This is a genomic window from Streptomyces sp. NPDC029956, from assembly GCF_055574655.1.
This window is the reverse complement of sequence record NZ_JBVHZJ010000005.1, coordinates 128,462-146,263: the sequence shown is the minus strand read 5'-3', so window position 1 is coordinate 146,263 and position 17,802 is coordinate 128,462. Positions and strand designations below refer to the sequence as shown.

Here is a 17,802-nt window from a genome sequence, read left to right as displayed (position 1 = left end):
TCGTCCCCACAAGTGCGATGAACAAGACGATCAGGCGCACCTCGGTCTTCGTGCTGCTCCTGGTGCTCGCCCTGCTGGGCCGGGCCACCTGGGTGCAGGCGTACGAGGGGAAGGCGCTCGCGGACGACAGCAAGAACCGGCGGAAGACGATCGCGCAGTACGCGCAGCCGCTCGGGAACATCGTCGTGGCCGGTTCGCCGGTCACCGGCTCGAAGAAGACGGAGGGAACGGACCTCGAGTACCGCCGTACGTACACGGACGGAGAGCTGTACGCGGCGGTGACCGGTTACAGCTCGCAGGCGTACGGCGCCACCCAGCTGGAGGGCATCTACTCCGACGTCCTCGACGGCACCGACGACCGTCTGAAGAACCCCCTCGACGCCCTCACCCGCAAGCAGCAGCAGCCGGGCACGGTCGTCACCACGATCGACCCGGACGTGCAGAAGGCCGCCTACCGGGCGCTCGGGGACACGAAGGGCGCGGCCGTCGCCGTCGACCCGGCCACCGGCCGGATCCTCGCGATGGTCTCCACCCCGTCCTACGACCCGTCGAAGATCTCCGGGACCTCGAACGGCGACACGTGGAAGGCGCTGACCACCGACGAGGACAAGCCCCTGGTCAACCGGGCCCTGCGCCAGCCGCTGCCGCCCGGCTCCACCTTCAAGCTGGTCGTGGCCGCGGCAGCCCTCGAGGACGGTCTGTACGGCTCGGTGGACACGGCGACGGAGAGCCCCGACCCGTACACCCTGCCGAACACCCGGACCGTGCTGAAGAACGAGAACGCGTCCGCGCCCTGCGAGAACGCCACGATCCGCACCGCTCTCCGCTACTCCTGCAACAACGTCTTCGCCAAGCTGGCGGCCGACCTGGGGCAGGACAAGGTGAAGGCGATGGCGGAGAAGTTCGGCTTCAACGACGCCGAGCTCGACGTCCCGGTCCGCGCCTACGCGAGCGTGTACCCGTCCGGCATGGACGAGGCGCAGACGGCGCTGACCGGCATCGGCCAGTTCGACGTGACCGCCACCCCGCTGCAGATGGCGATGGTGTCGGCGGCGATCGCCAACGACGGCCTGCTGGCCGCGCCGCACATGGTGTCGAAGGTCGTCGACTCCGAGGGCGACCCGCTCACGAGCTTCGAGGACGGCGACAGCGAGCGGATCGTCTCCTCGTCGACGGCCGAGCAGCTGCGCAGCGCGATGCGGACCGTGGTCGAGGAGGGCACCGGCACCAACGCGGCCGTCGACGGAGCCGAGGTCGGCGGCAAGACGGGTACCGCTCAGCACGGCGAGAACAACAGCAAGACGCCGTACGCCTGGTTCACCTCGTACGCGAAGGACCCCTCGACCGGGAAGCAGGTCGCCGTCGCGGTGCTGATCGAGGACTCGGGCGCGGCCCGCTCCGAGGTCAGCGGCAACGGTCTGGCGGCTCCCGTGGCGCAGAAGATGATGGCGGCGGCGCTGAAGTGAGGTGACCTGCCGAAGTGACGTGCCGGGGACCCCGATTGGCCGTCGGGACCCGTCACACGATATGCAGGGTCACGCTCGTGTCCGAGCACGCATTCGAACCGCTGATCCTGCACTCACCTCGCGGAGGACCGCCGTGCGCCTGCCCCGTTCCCTGTCCGGCTGGACGATCGCGGTCTTCGGCGTGCTCGCCGCCGCACTGGGCGTGGTGGGCCTGGTCGCACCGGACGCGCTGCTCACGGTGATGGGCTTCGAGCCGGTGCCCGACGGCGGGCGCGCGGACGGCGACCACACGCTCGTCTTCCTCACCGCCTCCTCGATGGCCGCGCTCAACATGGGCGTGTACTACGTCCTCGCCGCGCTCGCCGACTGGAAGCCGTTCTTCCGATGGACGGTCCCCTTCCGGCTCCTCACCTGCGCGGTCTTCACCCTCGCGGTCGCCGGTGGCCGCGCCCCGGCCGGATTCCTGGGCGTGGGCCTGTGGGAGGGCCTGGGCGCGGTGGTCACGGGGCTCGCGCTGCGGTACGAGAAGGCGCACGCGGAACCTCCGTACGAGGAGCAGAGGGCCGGCGCATGACGCGCGACGGGCACGCGGGGACGCCCGGCGACGGCATCGACGCCATCGCCTGGGGCTCCCTGAACCACGCGTACGGACCGGCCACGGACGTACCGGGGCACCTGCGGGCCCTGTACCGGCCCGACGACGCCGTCGACGCCGCCGACGCACTCCTCACGAGGGTCTACCACCAGGGCGGCGGCGTCTTCTCGTCCGCCGTGGCGGCGCTGCCGTTCGTGGTCCGGGCGGCCGCCGACCCGGACGTGAGGGCACGGCCGGACCTCCTGGAGCTGGTCGCGTGCCTCGCCCATGACGGCAACAGGCTCTCGGAGGGCAGGAACGCCCCCGGCTGGGCGGAGGCCTGGGACCTGGCCGTCACGGCGCTGCTCCCGCTGCTGCACGACGCCTCCCCCGAGGTACGGGCGCAGGTCGCCGAGGCCCTCTCCGAGGCCCGGAGGCGGGCCGACGAGGTGCTGACCGCCCTGTGGACCCGCTGGCCCCTGGAGTCCGTCCCCGAGGTCCGGCACCGGATCGTGACGGCGGCCGGTGAACTCGCCGAGCACGCCGAGCGGGAGCGGGCCGGGACCGTGCGCCGGCTGTGGGAGCTGACGGAGCCGGGGGCGTACCCCGGGGTGCGCCTGCGGGCCGTCGAGGCCCTGCGGGCGGTCGCGCCCGACGACGACCCCCGCTACGCGCGCGTGGTCGCCGAGGTCCTGGACGGCGGCGACCTCGGCGGCCGGTCGGTCTCCCAGGCGATCGGTCTCCTCGGCGAGGACCGGGCCGGGCGCTTCGCCCTGGTCGAGCGGCTCCTCGGGAGCGGGGACGCGGCGGTCCGGCGCGGGGCCCTGGAGGCGGCGGCCGGGGAGCTGAGCCGCCGCCGCTCGGCCGTACCGGAGCTGCTGCCGCCGGTGGCCGCCCGCCTCGCCGACACCGAACCCGACAACCGGCTCTTCGCCGCGCGGGTCCTCGGCATGTGCGGGGCCGCCGCCCGGCCGTGGGCGGACCGGCTGGCCGGCATGGTCACCGACGAAGGCGAACCGTATCTGCCCGCGCAGGACCACGCCTTGTGGGCGCTCGCCCGGCTCGGCGACCCGCGCTGCGCGGCCCCGCTCGCGCGCCGCCTCGCCGGGGAGCGTCTGGGATTCTCGTTCTTCGAAACGCACTCCCCCAGCTGGTGGACCCATGAACTCGGTCTGCTCGGGACGCTCGCTCCGCTCGCCGCGCACGCCGGCGTCCTGCTGCCCCCGCTGCGGGCCCGGCTCGCGGCCGTGCGCTCGGTCGACGAGGCCCGGGCGCTGTGCCAGGTCCTGACCGCGTGGGGTCCGGTGGCGGCGCCCGCGGTCCCCGAGCTGTGCGCGCTCCTCAGGACGGACGGCGCCGTATGGGCGGCAGAGGCCCTCGCGGCGATCGGCCCGGAAGCCGCGGCGGTCGTGGACCGGGCGCGGCTGCGGGCCCTCATCGACGCCCCGCCGAAGGGGCAGGGGTTCGCGCCGCGCTCGCTGGCCCTGGCGTACGGCAGGCTGACCGGTGACCGGGGGCCCGCGCTCGCGCTGCTCCTGCCGCGACTGGGCGAACCGTCCGGGCACGACGACGCGGCGATCCTGCTCGGCGAGCTGGGCGCGGCGGGCGCGCCGCACGTCGCCCGGCTGCGCGAGCTGCTGCGCGCGGACGCGACGGGGTGGCTGCCGCTGCGGACCGGCGAGGCGCTGTGGCGGATCACCGGCCGCGCCGACGAGGTGGTGCCCGCCCTGGTGGGGGCGATCGAGCCGTACACCGGCGGCGGTGTCCTGCCCGCGGTCACCGGGACGGTCCGGCTGCTCTCCGAGATCGGCCCCGCCGCGGCCCCCGCCGTACCGGCCCTGCGGGCGTTCCTCGACGCGGACGAGCGTCCGGTGGAGCACGGGAGCTGGCGGTCGGTACCGGACGACGACGCGCTGTGCGAGGCGGCCCGTACAGCGCTGCGCGCGATCGAGGGCGGCACCTCCCCGGCCGGCTAGGGAGGATGCCCGATCCCCCGGGGCCACCTCAGAGACCAGCCTGTGGCCATGCGCTGGTATCTGACAGGCGTCGTCGTGTCCGGATTCGGTACGACGGCGATGTGGCTGGTCTCCGGGATCTGGGTCAAGTCCCTGACCGGGTCCGACAGTCTGGCGGCCCTGGCCGCCTTCGCCCTCTGGGCGCCCGTTCTCCTCGGGCCGCTGCTCGGCACGCTCGCGGACCGGGTGCGGCCGCGGCCGCTCGTGATCGTCCTCGACCTGGCGGCGGCCGCGCTCCTGCCGGTCCTCCTGTGGGTGGACTCGGCGGACCGGGTGTGGCTGCTCTTCGCCGTCCTGGTCGTGTACGGAGCGCAGGGCGCCCTCCACGAGGCGGCGGAGCAGGCCCTGGTCGCGACCGTCGTGGACGAGAAGCGCCTCGGCACCTTCAACGGGCTGCGGATGACCGCGAACGAGTCGACGAAGCTGATCGCCCCGCTCGTGGCGGCGGGCCTCTTCGCCGCATACGGCGGGGCGACCGTCGCACTGCTCGACGCGGCGAGCTTCGCGCTCGCGGCGGGCCTCTTCGTGCTGATGCCCGTACGGGAGGAGCGTCCGGCACGGCCGGAGTCCCGGCACCTGTGGCGGGAGACCACCGAGGGCGCCCGGCTGCTCCGCGCCTCGCCGGTCCTGCGGCCACTGGTCGCGACGGGGGCGTTCACGATGCTGCTCGCCGGGGTGAACGGCGCCGCGGTCTACGCGGTCGTCGACCGGGGGCTCGGGCACGCCCCCGCGTACGCCGGGGTGCTCTACGCGGTGCAGGGCGTGGGCTCGGTCCTCGCGGGCCTGGTCACCGGCCCGCTGCTGCGCCGGATCCCCGAGCGGACGCTCGCCGTCGCCGGTCTCGCCCTGTTCGCCGTGGCGGTGGGCGTACGGGCGCTGCCGTACGAGGCGACGGCCCTGGCGGCGAGCGCGGCCATCGGCCTGGGGTTGCCGTGGGTGCTCGTGGCGGTGGTGACGGCCGTGCAGCGGGAGGCACCCGCGGAGGCGGTGGGCCGGGTGGCCGCGACCGCGCACACCCTGGTCATGGCACCGAACGCGCTCGCGCTCGCCCTCGGCGCGGGCCTGGTCGCCCTGGTCGACGTCCGCGTCCTGCTGCCGCTGCTCGCGCTCGCGGGGACGGGCTGGGCGGCGGCGGTCGCGGTACGGGGGCGGCGCGGGCGTGGCCGGGAGACCCGCACCGTGGACACCTCCCTCCCGGTCGGCTGACGGCCCCCTGCTCCGCCCCATGTCCCCGGGAGGTGTCCTCCCGGTCGGGCCGGGCACCCCGTGGCGCTCGCGGTGGGGGGCACCCCGTGCCGCTCGCGGTGCGGGGCGACCGGTGGGCGGCGAGCATGGAAGAAAGCTCGGGCGCGGCGGGAGGAGGGCAGTGTGACGGCCGGTTCCTTCCCGGGGACGACGGGGCGGGTGGGCGTACCCCTGGACGGCAAGGGCCTCCTCGACGTCCTGGGGGTCGCCGCCGTGGTCATCGACGCCCACGGCCGGATCGTGCTCTGGAGCCCGCAGGCCGAGGACCTCTTCGGTTTCCGTGCCGACGAGGCCCTCGGCCAGTACATGGCCCGGCTGGTCGTCGGAACGGACCACCGGGAGGAGGCGATGCGCCTCTTCGGCGAGGTGCTCCGCGAGGGCACGACCTGGGCGGGCGTCTTCCCCGTGCGGCACAAGGACGGCAGCGTGCGGAACGTGGAGTTCCGCAACATGCGGCTCACCGACGACCTGGGGGGCCTGTACGCGCTCGGGATCGCCGCCGACCACTCCGCCGTCGAACGGGTCGAGGCCGAGCTCGCGCTCTCCGACCGGCTCGTGTCCCAGTCGCCGATCGGCCTCGCCGTCCTGGACACCGAACTGCGCTACGTCCTCGTGAACCCGGCCCTGGAACGGATCAACGGGATCCCGGCCGCACTGCACCTCGGACGGCGGATCGGCGAGATGGTGCCCGAGGTCGACGCCCCGGCCCTCGAGGCCGCGCTGCGCGCCGTCCTGACGACGGGCACACCGCTGCTCGACCATCCCACCGTCGGACGGACCCCGGCCGACCCGGACCACGACCACGCCTGGTCGGTGTCCTTCTACCGCCTGGAAGGGCCGGAGGACCGGATCCTGGGGGTCGCCGCCTCCGTGATCGACGTGACCGAGCGGATGCGGGCGGACCAGGACGCCGACCGGTCCCGGCGGCGGCTCGCCCTCATCGCGGACGCCTCGGCCCGGGTCGGCACGACCCTGGAGGTGGAGAAGACGGCCGACGAACTGGCCTCGGTGGTGGTCCCGGAGCTCGCCGACATCGCCGCCGTCGACGTCCTCGACTCCGTCCTCGCCCTGCGCAGACCCGGCGCGCCGGAGGAGGGGCCCGAACTGTTCCGGGCGCTCGCGGTGAAGGCCGCCGGCCGGACGGACGCGCTGCCGGCGGCGGACCCGCCCGGGGCGATCACCATGTACGGGGCGGACCGGCTCGTCACCCGGTGTGTGCACACCGGGCTGCCCGTCCTGGTGGAACACATCGGCCCCGGTGACCTGTCCCGGATCGCGCGGAGTCCCGAGGCGGCGGAGCTGCTCGCCCGGGCGGGGGTGCACTCGTATCTGGCGGTGCCGCTGATCGCCCGCGGCGAGGTGCTCGGCGCGCTCGACCTCAAGCGGGACCGCAACCAGCTGCCCTTCGACGGGGACGACGTGCTGCTCGCGACGGAGCTCGCGGCCCGCGCGGCGGTGAGCATCGACAACGCGCGCTGGTACCAGAGCGTGCGGAACTCGGCGGTGACCCTCCAGCGCAGCCTGCTGCCCGGCGCACCGCCCGAGCGGGCGGGTCTGGAGGTCGCGGCCCGCTACCAGCCCGCACAGGCGTCGAGCGAGGTCGGGGGCGACTGGTACGACGTGATCCCGCTGCCCGACGACAAGACGGCGCTGGTCGTCGGGGACGTGATGGGCAGCGGGATCGACGCGGCGGCGACCATGGGCCGGCTGCGGACCGCCACCTGCGCGTTCGCCGACCTCGACCTCCCGCCCGCCGAGGTCCTGCGGCATCTGGACCGGATCACGGAGGGCCTGGAGCACTACATCGCGACCTGCCTCTTCGCCGTGCACGACCCGGCCCTCGGCCGCTGCCGCATCTCGAACGCGGGGCACCTGCCGCCGGTGCGGATCCCGGCGGACGGCCCGGCCGAACTGGTGACCGCACCGCCGGGGACACCGCTCGGGGTGGGCGGCGGCACCTTCCGTACGACCCGGGTCGCCTTCCGGCCCGGGGACCGGCTCGTCCTCTACACGGACGGTCTGATCGAGACCCGCCACGAGTCGATCGACGACCGGCTCGCCCTGCTCGTGGGCCTCCTCGACGACATGCGCGGGCCCCTCGAGGAGACCTGTGACCAGCTCCTCCGGGCACTGCGCCGGCCCGGTGCGCCGGACGACGTGGCGCTGCTCATCGCCCGGAGCACGGGATGACGGCCCGGGACGGGGCGCGAGGGAAGGCCGCCGGGGCTCGGGGAAGGGCCGCCGGGACGCAGGAGAGGCACCCCGGTGAGCGCGGGACGGGTCTGCGGAGCGTGGCCGGGCAGGTGTTCGCCCTGGAGGCGCTGATCGCGCTCCTGGTGATCGCGGCGGCCGTGTTCGTGACGTTCTACCAGGCGCGCAGCGACACGGAACGGGATGCCGAGGTCCGCTCGCTCGCGGTCGCGGAGGCCTTCGCGAAGGCACCCGGCGTCGACGCGGCGCTCGCCGCTCCCGACCCGACGGCCGTGCTCCAGAAACGGGCGGAGGAGACCCGGCTGGCGACAGGGGTGGACTTCATCGCCGTCCTGAGCCGGGACGGCGTGCGCTACACCGACTCGGACCCGGAGCTGATCGGCCGCAAGGCGACCGGCGATCTCAACCGGGCGGTGGTGGACGGCGAGTCCTACACGGAGCTGTTCCGGGGCGCGCCCAACGACGCCGTACGGGCCGTGGTCCCCGTCGTGAACGACGAGGGCCGCATCGTCGGCATGGTCACCAGCGGCGTCGAGGTGGTGAACATCACGGACGCGGTGCGGGACCGGCTGCCGCTGCTCGTCGGCGCCGCGGGCGGCGCGCTCGTGCTCGCCGTGGGCGGGGCCGCCCTGGTGAGCCGGCGGCTGCGACGGCAGACGCACGGCCTCGGCCCGGCCGAGATGACCCGGATGAAGGAGCACCACGAGGCGGTCCTGCACGCGGTCCGCGAAGGCGTCCTGATCGTGGGCCCGGACCGTCGGCTGCTGCTCGCCAACGACGAGGCGCGCCGCCTGCTCGGCCTCACGCCGGACATGGAGCGGCGGCACGTCTCGGAGCTCGGCCTCGACGCCCGGACGGTCGAACTCCTGGAGTCGGGCCGGTCGGCGACGGACGAGGTCCACCGGGCGGGCGATCGTCTCCTCGCGGTGAGCGTGCGGCCCACGCTGCCGGCCGGGCGGGAGTCCGGCTGTGTGATGACGATGCGGGACACCACCGAGCTGGCCGCCCTGACCGGCCGGGCGGCGGTGGCCCGCGGCCGGCTCCAGCTGCTCTACGAGGCGGGGGTACGGATCGGGACGACCCTGGAGGTCGTCCGGACGGCGGAGGAGCTGGCGGAGGTCGCGGTGCCGCGGTTCGCGGACTTCGCGACGGTGGAGCTGCTCGAACCGGTGCTGCGCGGCGAGGAGCCGCCGCCGTCCGCGCCCGCGACCACGGAGATGCGGCGGACGGCGCTGAGCGGGCTGCGGCCCGACCAGCCGCTCCAGCCGGTCGGGGACACCATCAGGTTCGACGTCCCCAGCACCCCGATGGCGACGGCCCTGAGCGCGGGGCACGCGATGGCCCAGGCGGAGCTGGCCTCGGCGGAAGGCTGGCGGGAGCAGGACCCGGAGGGGGCGGCGCAGGCCCTCGCCTACGGCATGCACTCGCTGCTCACGGTGCCGCTGCTGGCCCGTGGGGTGGTCCTGGGGATGGCGAACTTCTGGCGCGCGGACACGCCCGAGCCGTTCGGCGACGAGGACCTGTCGTTCGCGGAGGAGCTGGCGGCGCGGGCGGCGGTCGCGATCGACAACGCGCGCCGGTTCACCCGGGAGCACGCGATGGCGGTGACGCTCCAGCGGAGCCTGCTCCCCCGGGTGCTGCCGGTGCAGAGCGCGGTGGACGTGTCGTACCGCTATCTCCCGGCGAAGGCGGGGGTGGGCGGCGACTGGTTCGACGTGATCCCGCTGCCGGGCGCGCGGGTGGCGCTCGTCGTCGGGGACGTCGTCGGGCACGGGCTGCACGCGGCGGCCACCATGGGGCGGCTGCGGACGGCGGTGCACAACTTCTCGACCCTCGACGTGCCGCCGGACGAGCTGCTCGGACACCTCGACGAGCTGACGGGCCGGATCGACGACCGGGAGTCGGAGGGGCCGGACGGCGAGGAGCGGCGGCGGGAGGAGGGCATCACCGGCGCGACCTGCCTGTACGCGATCTACGACCCGGCGTCGGGGGTGTGCACGGTGGCGAGCGCGGGTCATCCCGGTCCGGCCCTGGTGGGTCCGGACGGGCGGGTGGAGTTCCCCGAGCTGGCGCCGGGGCTGCCGCTGGGGCTGGGTCTGGGCGATGTGCCGTTCGAGGCGACGGAGCTGGTGCTGCCGGAGGGCAGCAAGCTGGTGCTCTTCACGGACGGGCTCCTGGAGGACCGGGGGCGGGACCTCGACACGGGTCTCGGCCTGCTCAGGTCCGCTCTCGCCCGCCCGGACCGGAGCCCGGAGCAGACCTGCGCGGACGTCCTCGCGACCCTGCTCTCGCCCTCGCCGCGCGACGACATCGCGCTGCTCGTGGCCCGTACCCGGCTGCTCGACCGCGAGCGGATCGCCGAGTGGGAGGTGGCGCGCGACCCGTCGGCGGTCTCGCCGGTACGGAACGCGGCGGCGGCGAAGCTGTCGGAGTGGGGGCTCGACGGGCTCGCGTTCACGGCGGAGCTGGTGCTGAGCGAACTGATCACGAACGCGGTGCGGTACGGGGCGGACCCGGTCCGGGTGCGGCTGCTCCACGACCGGACGCTGATCTGCGAGGTGTCGGACGGCAGCAGCACCTCGCCGCATCTGCGGCATGCGGCGGCGACGGACGAGGGCGGCCGCGGGCTGTATCTGGTGGCGCAGTACGCGGAGCGCTGGGGCACCCGCTACGGCCGGCGGGGCAAGACGATCTGGGCGGAGCTGCGGGTGGGCGCGGACGACGCGGAACCGGTCGTGCCGGTGGTGCCGGATCTGGACGCGCTGGAGGATCTGGCCTGGTGAGGGCCGGGGCGAGGGCGGGGCAGGGGGCGGGGCAGGGGGAGCGGGGGTGGAGCGTGGCAGGCCGAGGGCGAGGCCTGGAGCGGGGTACGGGTGGGGGCCGGGGCGGGAAGCGGATGAGGCCGGGGGCCCTGACGAGCTCCGTGGTATACCAGATTGCGGCACTGTCCGCCGTACGCCGTCGACCGCTCCGAGGAGACTCCCGTGACCCCGCCGCCGCCCCGCACCGCGACCCTGTTCCACGACGTACGGCCCTTCGGCGGCCCGGCCGGCGACCTGGTCTCCGTGGACGGCGTGCTGGTGCCGGAGGTCCCGGAGGGCGCCGTCGTCGAACGGGTCGACGGCGGCGGGCGGCTCGCGCTGCCGACCCTGGTCGACGCGCACATCCACCCCGACAAGACGTCCTGGGGCGAGCCCTGGCGCAGCAGGCGCCCGGCGGACGGCATCGCCGAGTACGTCGCCGGGGACGTGGAGCTCGCCCGCGCGCTGCCGACGCCGGTGGGCGAGCGGGCGCTGCGGTTGATGTCGCACGCGGCGGCCCGGGGCACGCGCGCGATGCGCGCCCACGCGGACGTCGCCCCGGCCTACGGCCTCTCCGGGATCGAGGGGGTGGCCGAGGCGGCGGCGAAGCTGGCCGGGATCGTGGACGTGGAACTCGTCGCCTTCCCGCAGCACGGCGTGGTCCGGACGCCGGGGGTGGCCGAGCTGCTCGCGGAGGCGGCGGCGAGCGGTCTGGTGACCCACATCGGCGGCATCGACCCTGCGGGCTTCGACGCCGAGGGCGGGGCCGCCGGTGGCGATCAGCTCGGGACCGTCTTCGCGCTCGCGGAGAACACGGTCTGGGTCTCGACATCCATCTGCACGACCGGGGCGAGCAGGGCCTGGCCCCGCTGCGGGACATCGCGGCCCGCACACGCGCGCTGGGGCTCCAGGGCCGGGTGAGCGTGGCGCACGCCTTCGCGGTCGCCGGCCTGTCGGGCCGTGCGCTCGACGAGACGGCGGACCTCCTCGCGGAGGCGGACATCGCCCTCACGACGGTCGCCCTGTCGGTGACGACGATCCTGCCGTTCCGGCGGCTCGCCGAGCGAGGAGTACGGGTCGGGCTCGGCTCGGACGGGGTCAGGGACAACTGGAGCCCGTTCGGCAACGCGGACATGCTGCACCGCGCGTGGCTCGCGGCCTGGGCCCTGGACCTGCGGCTCGACGAGGACCTGGAGGCCTGCTTCAGGCTGGCGGCCGACGGCGGCGCGGCTCTTATGGGCCTCCCGCGGGCGGATCTCCGCCCCGGCTCCCCGGCCGACTTCATGCTCCTCGACGGGGAATGCCTCCCGCAGGCGGTGGTCGACCTCCCGCGCCGCGACGTGGTGGTCCGCGCGGGCCGGGTGGTGGCCCGGGACGGCCGCCTGGTCTGACGGTCGCGGAGGTACCGATCACCGAGGTACCGAGATACGGGTACGGGGCGGGGCCCGCGAGACAGTCCCCGCCCCCGTACCCCCGTACCGGATCAGTCGCGTTCCACGTCGACCGTCGTCAGGGAGGCGTACCGCTCCGGGTCCGTGCGCCGGATGCGGAGGGCGACCAGGAAGCCCGCCACCAGGACCACGGGGAGCGGGACCAGGAGGGCCGTGTTCACGGCGCCCGTGCGGCCCGTCAGGAGGTCGAAGTGGACCACCGCGAGGACGGTGAGGACCGCGAGGCCCGCACAGGAGACGAGCGGGGCCCAGACCACCCGGGCCGCCGAGAGGCCGTGGCGGTCGCGACGGAAGTAGGCCCAGACGGCGAGCGCGGCGAGGGCCTGCATGCCCATGATGCCGAGGACGCCGACGCTGTTGGTCCAGAGGAAGACCTCGCCGTACGGGTCGGCGGCCAGGAGCGCGCCGGCGCCGATGATCGCCAGGTTGAAGGCGGTCTGGGCGACGACGGCCCCGCCGGGCGAGCCGTGCCTGCCGGAGACCGCGCCGAGCCGGCGGGGCAGCAGGCCCTCGCGGCCGAGGGCGTACAGATAGCGGGCGGCGGCGTTGTGGAAGGCGAGGGTCGCGGCGAAGGCGCTGACGACGATGAGCCCGTGCATGGCGTCCGCCAGCCAGGGTCCGGCGTACAGCTCGGCCGCCCGGAAGGTCAGTTCCGGTCCGTCGGCGGCGCGGGCCAGTTCCACGGCCTTGTCGGTGCCGAAGGCGCCCATGATCAGCCAGCAGCCCAGCGAGTAGAAGACCGCGAGGAAGCCGATCGCGATGAAGGTGGCACGGGGCACGGTCCGACGGGGCTCGCGGACCTCCTCGGCGAAGATCGCGGTCGCCTCGAAGCCGGTGAAGGCGCCGATGACCAGGACGAACATGCCCGCGACCCCGCCGGCGGCGAGCGTCGACGGCGCGAAGGACGCGGTGTCGAGGGCGGCCGTGCCGCGCTCGCCGATGATGCCGCCGTCCATGACGACGAGCGACAGGACCTCCAGGACCAGGGCGATGCCGAGGACCTTGGCGCTGAGCGTGACCTTCAGCCAGCCGAGCACGCCGACGGCGAGGACGCAGACCCCCGAGAGCAGCCACCACGGCACGTCGACGCCGGTGGAGTCGCGGATCGATCCGGCGGCGAAGTAGCCGAAGGCCGCGGCGACTCCGGGCGTGACGAGGTTGTAGGAGACGACGGCGACGTACGCGGTGCCGACGCCGAGGGTGCGGCCGAGGCCGCGGGCCACGTACGCGTAGAAGGCCCCGGCGTTGCGGACGTGCAGGCTCATCGCCGTGAACCCGGCGGCGAAGAGAGCCAGCAGGGCGCCCGAGATCAGGTACGCGAGCGGGGCCCCGGGGCCGCCGATGCCGATGGCGAACGGCGCGACCCCGGCGAGCACGGTGAGCGGCGCCGCGGCGGCCACGACGAAGAAGACGAGGTCGAAGGTGCCGATCCGGCCGGAGGCGAGCCTCCCCGCCTCCGGCGTCGCCGCCCGGTTCGTACGAGGGGTGGTTCCGGTGCTCATCTCGCTCCTCCTGAGGCCGGTACGAGTACGGGGTAGGTGTCGTCCGCGAAGGGTCCGACGACCCGACCGCCGTGCAGCACGAGCAGTCGGCGCGGGTGGGAGGCGACGGCCTCGGCGACGGAGCCCGCGGCGACCGCGACGAGGTCGGCGCGGCTGCCCGGGGTGAGGCCGTGGCCGGTGAGCCCGAGCGCGGCGGCGGCCTCGTCCGTGACGAGGGAGGCGGCGGCACCCAGTTCGGCGTCGGTCATGAGTCCGGCCCTGAGGCCGATGATCGTGGCGCGTTCGAGCATGTCGGCGGTGCCGTACGGCCACCAGGTGTCGCGGATGTTGTCGGAGCCGGCGAAGACCCGGACGCCGTGCTCGCGCAGCCGCAGGACGGGCGGCATGGGGCCGCTGGGGCCGTTGGTCATGATGGCGACCCCGGCGGCCGCCAGGGCCGCGCAGGTGCGGTCGAGTTCGGCGTCGTCGACGTCGCCGAGGGCGTACGCGTGACTGACGGCGACCTTGCCGCCGAGGCCGAGGGCGGCGGTGCGGGCCGCGATGTTCCGCAGCTGGGCGGTGCCGGTCTCGCCGCCGTCGTGGAGGTGCAGGTCGACGCCCTTGCCGTGGCGCCGGGCGAGGCCGAAGACGATGTCGAGCTGGCCGTCGGCGTCGCGGTCGAACCCGACCGGGTCGAGGCCGCCGATCAGGTCGGCGCCGTCGGCGAGGGCCGCGTCGAGGAGGTCGACGACGCCGGGCGCGGTGACGACCCCGCTCTGCGGGAAGGCGACGAGCTGGATGCCGAGCCGGTCGCGGAAGTCCTCCCGCACGGCGAGGAGGGCGTGCAGATGGTCGAGGCCGGTGTCGGGGTCGACGTCGACGTGGGAGCGGACGTGGCCGGTGCCGAGGGAGACCATCCGGCGGGCGAGGGCGGCGGCGCGCTCGGCGACGGGCACCTCCTCGGTGCGGCGGGAGGCGCGCTCGGCGGCGATCTGCTCGCGCAGGTCGGCGGTGGCGCGGTGCGGGCGCCAGGGCGCGCCGAGGAGGGTCTTGTCGAGGTGGGCGTGCCCGTCGACGAGGGCGGGCAGCAGCAGCGCGCCGGCGAGGTCGAGGGCGCCGGGCGGGGTGGGGCGGCCGGGGACGTGGTCCTCGACCGCGTGGACGCGGCCGTCGCGGAGGTGGACGTCGACGGTGCGGCCGTCGGGGAGCGTGCTGCGGACGAGCGCGGTGGGCTCCTCGACGGCGAGGGGTTCGTCGGGTGCGGGGGGTTCGTCGGGTGCGGTGGGCGGCGGGGCCGGGGCCTCGCTCATGGCTTCTCCTTCGCGGATTCCGTACGGCTCGAAGGGGCCATGGCCGAATCTCCCCTGGTGAGCGCGGTGCGGCGCCAAGGTAACTGGTATACCGAATACCAGGCAACGGTTTACGGAGGCCGATCTTCCCGGGCCGGGGCCGACGGTTCCCCCGCGAAGGGGTCTGCGAAGATCGAAGGAGCACCACATCCACCCGACTGGAGCCGCCCCCATGACCGTCCACCGCCCCGCCGACCGCGGCACCGCCATCGGGGACACCCACCAGTCCCTGCGGGAGCGGGTCTACGTGGAGCTGCGCGAGCGGATCATCGAGGCGGAGTACCCGGCGGGCATGCGGCTCGTGGAGCGGGAGATCGCCGACGAGCTGCGGGTCTCCCGGGTGCCGGTGCGCGAGGCGATGCAGCGCCTGGAGTCGGAGGGCTTCCTCTCGGTGCAGCCGCGCCGGGGTTCGGTCGTGGCGGAGTTCGGCCCGGAGGACGCCGAGTACCTCTTCGACGTACGGGAGAACCTGGAGGGCCTGGCCGCACGACTCGCCGCCCGGCACGCGAGCCCCGCTCGACTGCGGGACCTGGAGCGGCTGCTGGCGCGGGCCAGGAAAGCGGCGGAGTCCGGACGGCTCCGCGAGGCCGTCTCCCTCAACGCCGACTTCCACCGGCAGATCGTCGAACTCTCCGGCAACCCGCTCCTGGTGGACCTGATGGCCCCGCTCGACTCCCGGCTGCGGCGGCTCTTCCGGCTCACCTCGGCACAGTCGGACGGCGAGCCGATGTGCGGGGCCCACGAGCGGCTCTACGAGGCCGTCCGCGACCGCGACGAGGACGGCGCGGAGACACTGGCCCGCGCCCATGTCGCGGACACCCGAGCCTCCGCCGCCCGCCTGCTGGCCGCGGCGCCGGCGGAGCCGGAGCAGGCCTTCTAGGTCCTCTCGTCAAACTCCCGCCTCCGGGCGACGACGGGCGTGTGACGACAGGACCCGGGGACCGCGGGGGCGTCCTGCCTGATCGGCAGGCCCACCCCAGCACTCCCCGGGAGGGGTGCTAGCCCAGCTTTCGCAGGGCCGTCCGGACGGCGGCCAGGTCCTCGTCCGCGGCCAGCCCGGCGTGGTAGAGCCGCAGTTCGGTGGCGCCCGCCTCGCGGGCCCGCTCGGCCTCGTCGGCCAGCCGGTCGGGCGCGCCGCCCATGCCGGTGACGACGGACAGGTTCGCCGCGAGGACGGTGTCCGCGCGCGCGTGGGCCGCGAATTCCGCGACCCGGTGCGGCCGGGCGACCACCCCGTCCGCGAGGCCCAGGATGTGCGCCGGGTCGGTGCCGGCGTCGGCTCCGCAGCGGTACGGGTCGGGGTCGGCGTGCAGCAGGACCCGGAAGCCGGGCGGGGCCGCGGCCCGTACGGCGGCCACGGCGGACTCCTGGAAGGTGCGGGCGGTCCCGGCACGCCAGGCCCGGGCCGGGGCCTCCGGGGCGCCGAGCCCGCCCGCAGGACCCGATCCGGCCCATACCGGCTCCAGGGCGCACCGCACGGCGGCGGCCAGCTCGTCGGGATCGGCGCCCTCGCCCGCGTACCCCTCCCGGCAGGAGGGGCAGAAGCAGAGCGACATCAGGTACTGCGCGCGCTCGCCGAGGGCGACGCCGCCGGTCTTGTCGTGGGCGTGGAGGTGGGCGAGGCCGTACCAGCCGCAGGACTCCAGCTCGGTGCCGGTGGCGCCCGGCCGTACGGCGGCCTCGGCGGCCAGGTCCACGAGCAGGGCGCGGACCTCGGGGCGGGCGACGCAGGGCGCCCAGGGGTAGCGGTCGCCGTAGGCGTTGACGACGGAGGTCTCCGGATGTTCGGCGCCGAGACGGGAGTTGTGGGCGAGCACGACCCAGCTGTGCACCTCCAGGCCGGTGGGCGCGAGGGCTTCCACGGCCCGTCCGAAGGCGTCGCCGGGTGCCCACTCCCCCGCCGGGTACGGGCGGAGCGGCCGGCCGGCCCAGCGGTCCGGGTCCGGCGGGTAGAGCACGGCGGCGTGCTCGGCGGTGACGATCCGGTGGGCGGGGTGACGGGGGGTCAGCGCGCGGGTGGAGTGGTAGGCGGCGGCGAGGGTGACCTGTGCGAGGCCGAGTTCGGCGAGCAGCCCGGGCGCGGCGGGATCGCCGTCGACGTCCCAGGGGTAGACGAAGGCCCCGGCACGCAGGCCCCCGCCACCTCCACCGGCCCCGTCGGCCCCGCCACCTCCACCGGCCCCACCGGCTCCGGCCGCCACGTCCGCGCTCACGCGCCGAGCTCCTTCAGGGCGGCCCGTCCCTGCTCGACGAGCAGCATGAGGGCGTCGACGTGCTCGGGCGCGGGCTCGCTCAGCGGTGGCCGTACGTGTCCCACGTCCAGGCCTCCCCTCCGTACCGCCGCCTTGACGAGCGAGACGGCGTATCCCCGGCCCTGGGCGCGGAGTTCGACGAGCGGCCGGTAGAAGTCGTCGACGAGCCGGTTCACGGTGGTGTCGTCGCCGGTGGTGAGCGCGCGGTGGAAGGCGAGGGCGATGTCGGGCGCGAAGCAGAAGACGGCGGAGGAGTAGAGGGCGACGCCGATGCCCCGGTAGGCGAGGCCGGTGAGTTCGGCGGTCGGCAGGCCGTTGAAGTAGAGCAGGTCGAGGCCCTCGGCGCGGACGGCGCTGACGATCCGCTGCATGAGGTCGAGGTCGCCGAGGCCGTCCTTGAGGCCGATGATCCCGTCCGTACGGGCGAGGGCGACGGCGGTCTCCGGGGTGAGGATCGCGTTGTCGCGCTGGTAGACGATGACGTCGAGCGGCGTCGCGGCGGCGAGTTCGGTGTAGTGGCGGAGCAGTCCGGCCTGGTCGGCGACGACGAGGTACGGCGGCATGGCGAGCAGCCCGTCGGCGCCGGCCTCCTCGGCGAGCCGGGCGTACCGGACGGCGAGGGCGGTGCCGTAGCCGGCTCCCGCGACGACGGGGACGCGGCCGGCGGTCTCCTCGACGGCGGCGGCGACGCAGTCCCGGAACTCCTCGGGGGTGAGGGCGTGGAATTCGCCGGTGCCGCAGCAGGCGAACACGGCGGCGGCGCCCGCGTCGACGCCCGCGCGCACATGGGCACGGAAGGTGTCGAGGTCGACGGAGCCGTCCGGCGCGAAGGCGGTGACGGGAAAGAACAGCAGGCCGTCGAGCCGGCCGGCGAGCGGGGCAGTGGTCACGGTCGCTCCCAGGGAAGTCCGTCGTGCAGGGCCATCTCGTGCACAGTTATGACTGTCATCCATATTC

Annotated in this window: 11 protein-coding genes and 1 pseudogene; 8 read left to right on the top strand and 4 right to left on the bottom strand. The window is 75.0% G+C overall.

Annotated elements, in window-relative coordinates:
• The first annotated feature begins 17 nt into the window (after nucleotides 1–17).
• The 7 genes and pseudogenes from ACZ4XX_RS05785 to ACZ4XX_RS05755 all read left to right on the top strand — a co-directional run bounded on the left by ACZ4XX_RS05785 (nucleotide 18) and on the right by ACZ4XX_RS05755 (nucleotide 11,703).
• Nucleotides 18–1,466, top strand: a complete 1,449-nt coding sequence (locus tag ACZ4XX_RS05785) for a peptidoglycan D,D-transpeptidase FtsI family protein (RefSeq protein WP_468506698.1) — start codon at nucleotides 18–20, stop codon at nucleotides 1,464–1,466.
• A 133-nt stretch (nucleotides 1,467–1,599) separates the two neighbouring features.
• Nucleotides 1,600–2,040: a hypothetical protein gene (locus ACZ4XX_RS05780; RefSeq protein ID WP_468506697.1), complete on the top strand. Its 441-nt coding sequence runs from the start codon at nucleotides 1,600–1,602 to the stop codon at nucleotides 2,038–2,040.
• Nucleotides 2,037–4,016, top strand: coding sequence for a hypothetical protein (locus ACZ4XX_RS05775; RefSeq protein ID WP_468506696.1), 1,980 nt, complete (start codon nucleotides 2,037–2,039; stop codon nucleotides 4,014–4,016). The genes ACZ4XX_RS05780 and ACZ4XX_RS05775 overlap by 4 nt, the downstream gene beginning before the upstream one ends.
• Before the next feature lie 48 nt (nucleotides 4,017–4,064).
• Nucleotides 4,065–5,261 (top strand): MFS transporter, encoded by a 1,197-nt coding sequence (locus ACZ4XX_RS05770; RefSeq protein WP_468506695.1) that lies wholly within the window; start codon nucleotides 4,065–4,067, stop codon nucleotides 5,259–5,261.
• Between the two features lie 162 nt (nucleotides 5,262–5,423).
• Nucleotides 5,424–7,490 (top strand): SpoIIE family protein phosphatase, encoded by a 2,067-nt coding sequence (locus ACZ4XX_RS05765; protein WP_468506694.1) that lies wholly within the window; start codon nucleotides 5,424–5,426, stop codon nucleotides 7,488–7,490.
• A complete protein-coding gene (locus ACZ4XX_RS05760; protein WP_468506693.1) occupies nucleotides 7,487–10,294 on the top strand; it encodes a SpoIIE family protein phosphatase in 2,808 nt (935 codons plus the stop codon). Before ACZ4XX_RS05765 ends, ACZ4XX_RS05760 begins: the two co-directional genes overlap by 4 nt.
• Before the next feature lie 201 nt (nucleotides 10,295–10,495).
• A pseudogene (locus ACZ4XX_RS05755) lies at nucleotides 10,496–11,703 on the top strand (amidohydrolase).
• 92 nt (nucleotides 11,704–11,795) lie between these two features.
• Here the strand turns inward: ACZ4XX_RS05755 and ACZ4XX_RS05750 are convergent.
• Together ACZ4XX_RS05750 and ACZ4XX_RS05745 are read right to left on the bottom strand one after the other, a co-directional pair.
• A complete protein-coding gene (locus tag ACZ4XX_RS05750; protein ID WP_468506692.1) occupies nucleotides 11,796–13,265 on the bottom strand; it encodes an APC family permease in 1,470 nt (489 codons plus the stop codon).
• Nucleotides 13,262–14,554: an amidohydrolase gene (locus ACZ4XX_RS05745; protein ID WP_468506691.1), complete on the bottom strand. Its 1,293-nt coding sequence runs from the start codon at nucleotides 14,552–14,554 to the stop codon at nucleotides 13,262–13,264. Before ACZ4XX_RS05745 ends, ACZ4XX_RS05750 begins: the two co-directional genes overlap by 4 nt.
• 211 nt (nucleotides 14,555–14,765) lie before the next feature.
• Here ACZ4XX_RS05745 and ACZ4XX_RS05740 point away from each other — a divergent pair, with 211 nt between their 5' ends.
• Complete coding sequence (locus tag ACZ4XX_RS05740) at nucleotides 14,766–15,473, top strand: GntR family transcriptional regulator (protein WP_468506690.1); 708 nt, start codon at nucleotides 14,766–14,768, stop codon at nucleotides 15,471–15,473.
• Nucleotides 15,474–15,591: 118 nt separating this feature from the next.
• Here ACZ4XX_RS05740 and ACZ4XX_RS05735 read toward each other — a convergent pair whose 3' ends face one another.
• Complete coding sequence (locus ACZ4XX_RS05735) at nucleotides 15,592–16,725, bottom strand: hypothetical protein (RefSeq protein ID WP_468506779.1); 1,134 nt, start codon at nucleotides 16,723–16,725, stop codon at nucleotides 15,592–15,594.
• A 77-nt stretch (nucleotides 16,726–16,802) separates the two neighbouring features.
• Entirely contained in the window at nucleotides 16,803–17,735 is a 933-nt protein-coding gene (locus ACZ4XX_RS05730; protein ID WP_468506689.1) for a 5-dehydro-4-deoxyglucarate dehydratase, read from the bottom strand.
• Between the last annotated feature and the right edge of the window lie 67 nt (nucleotides 17,736–17,802).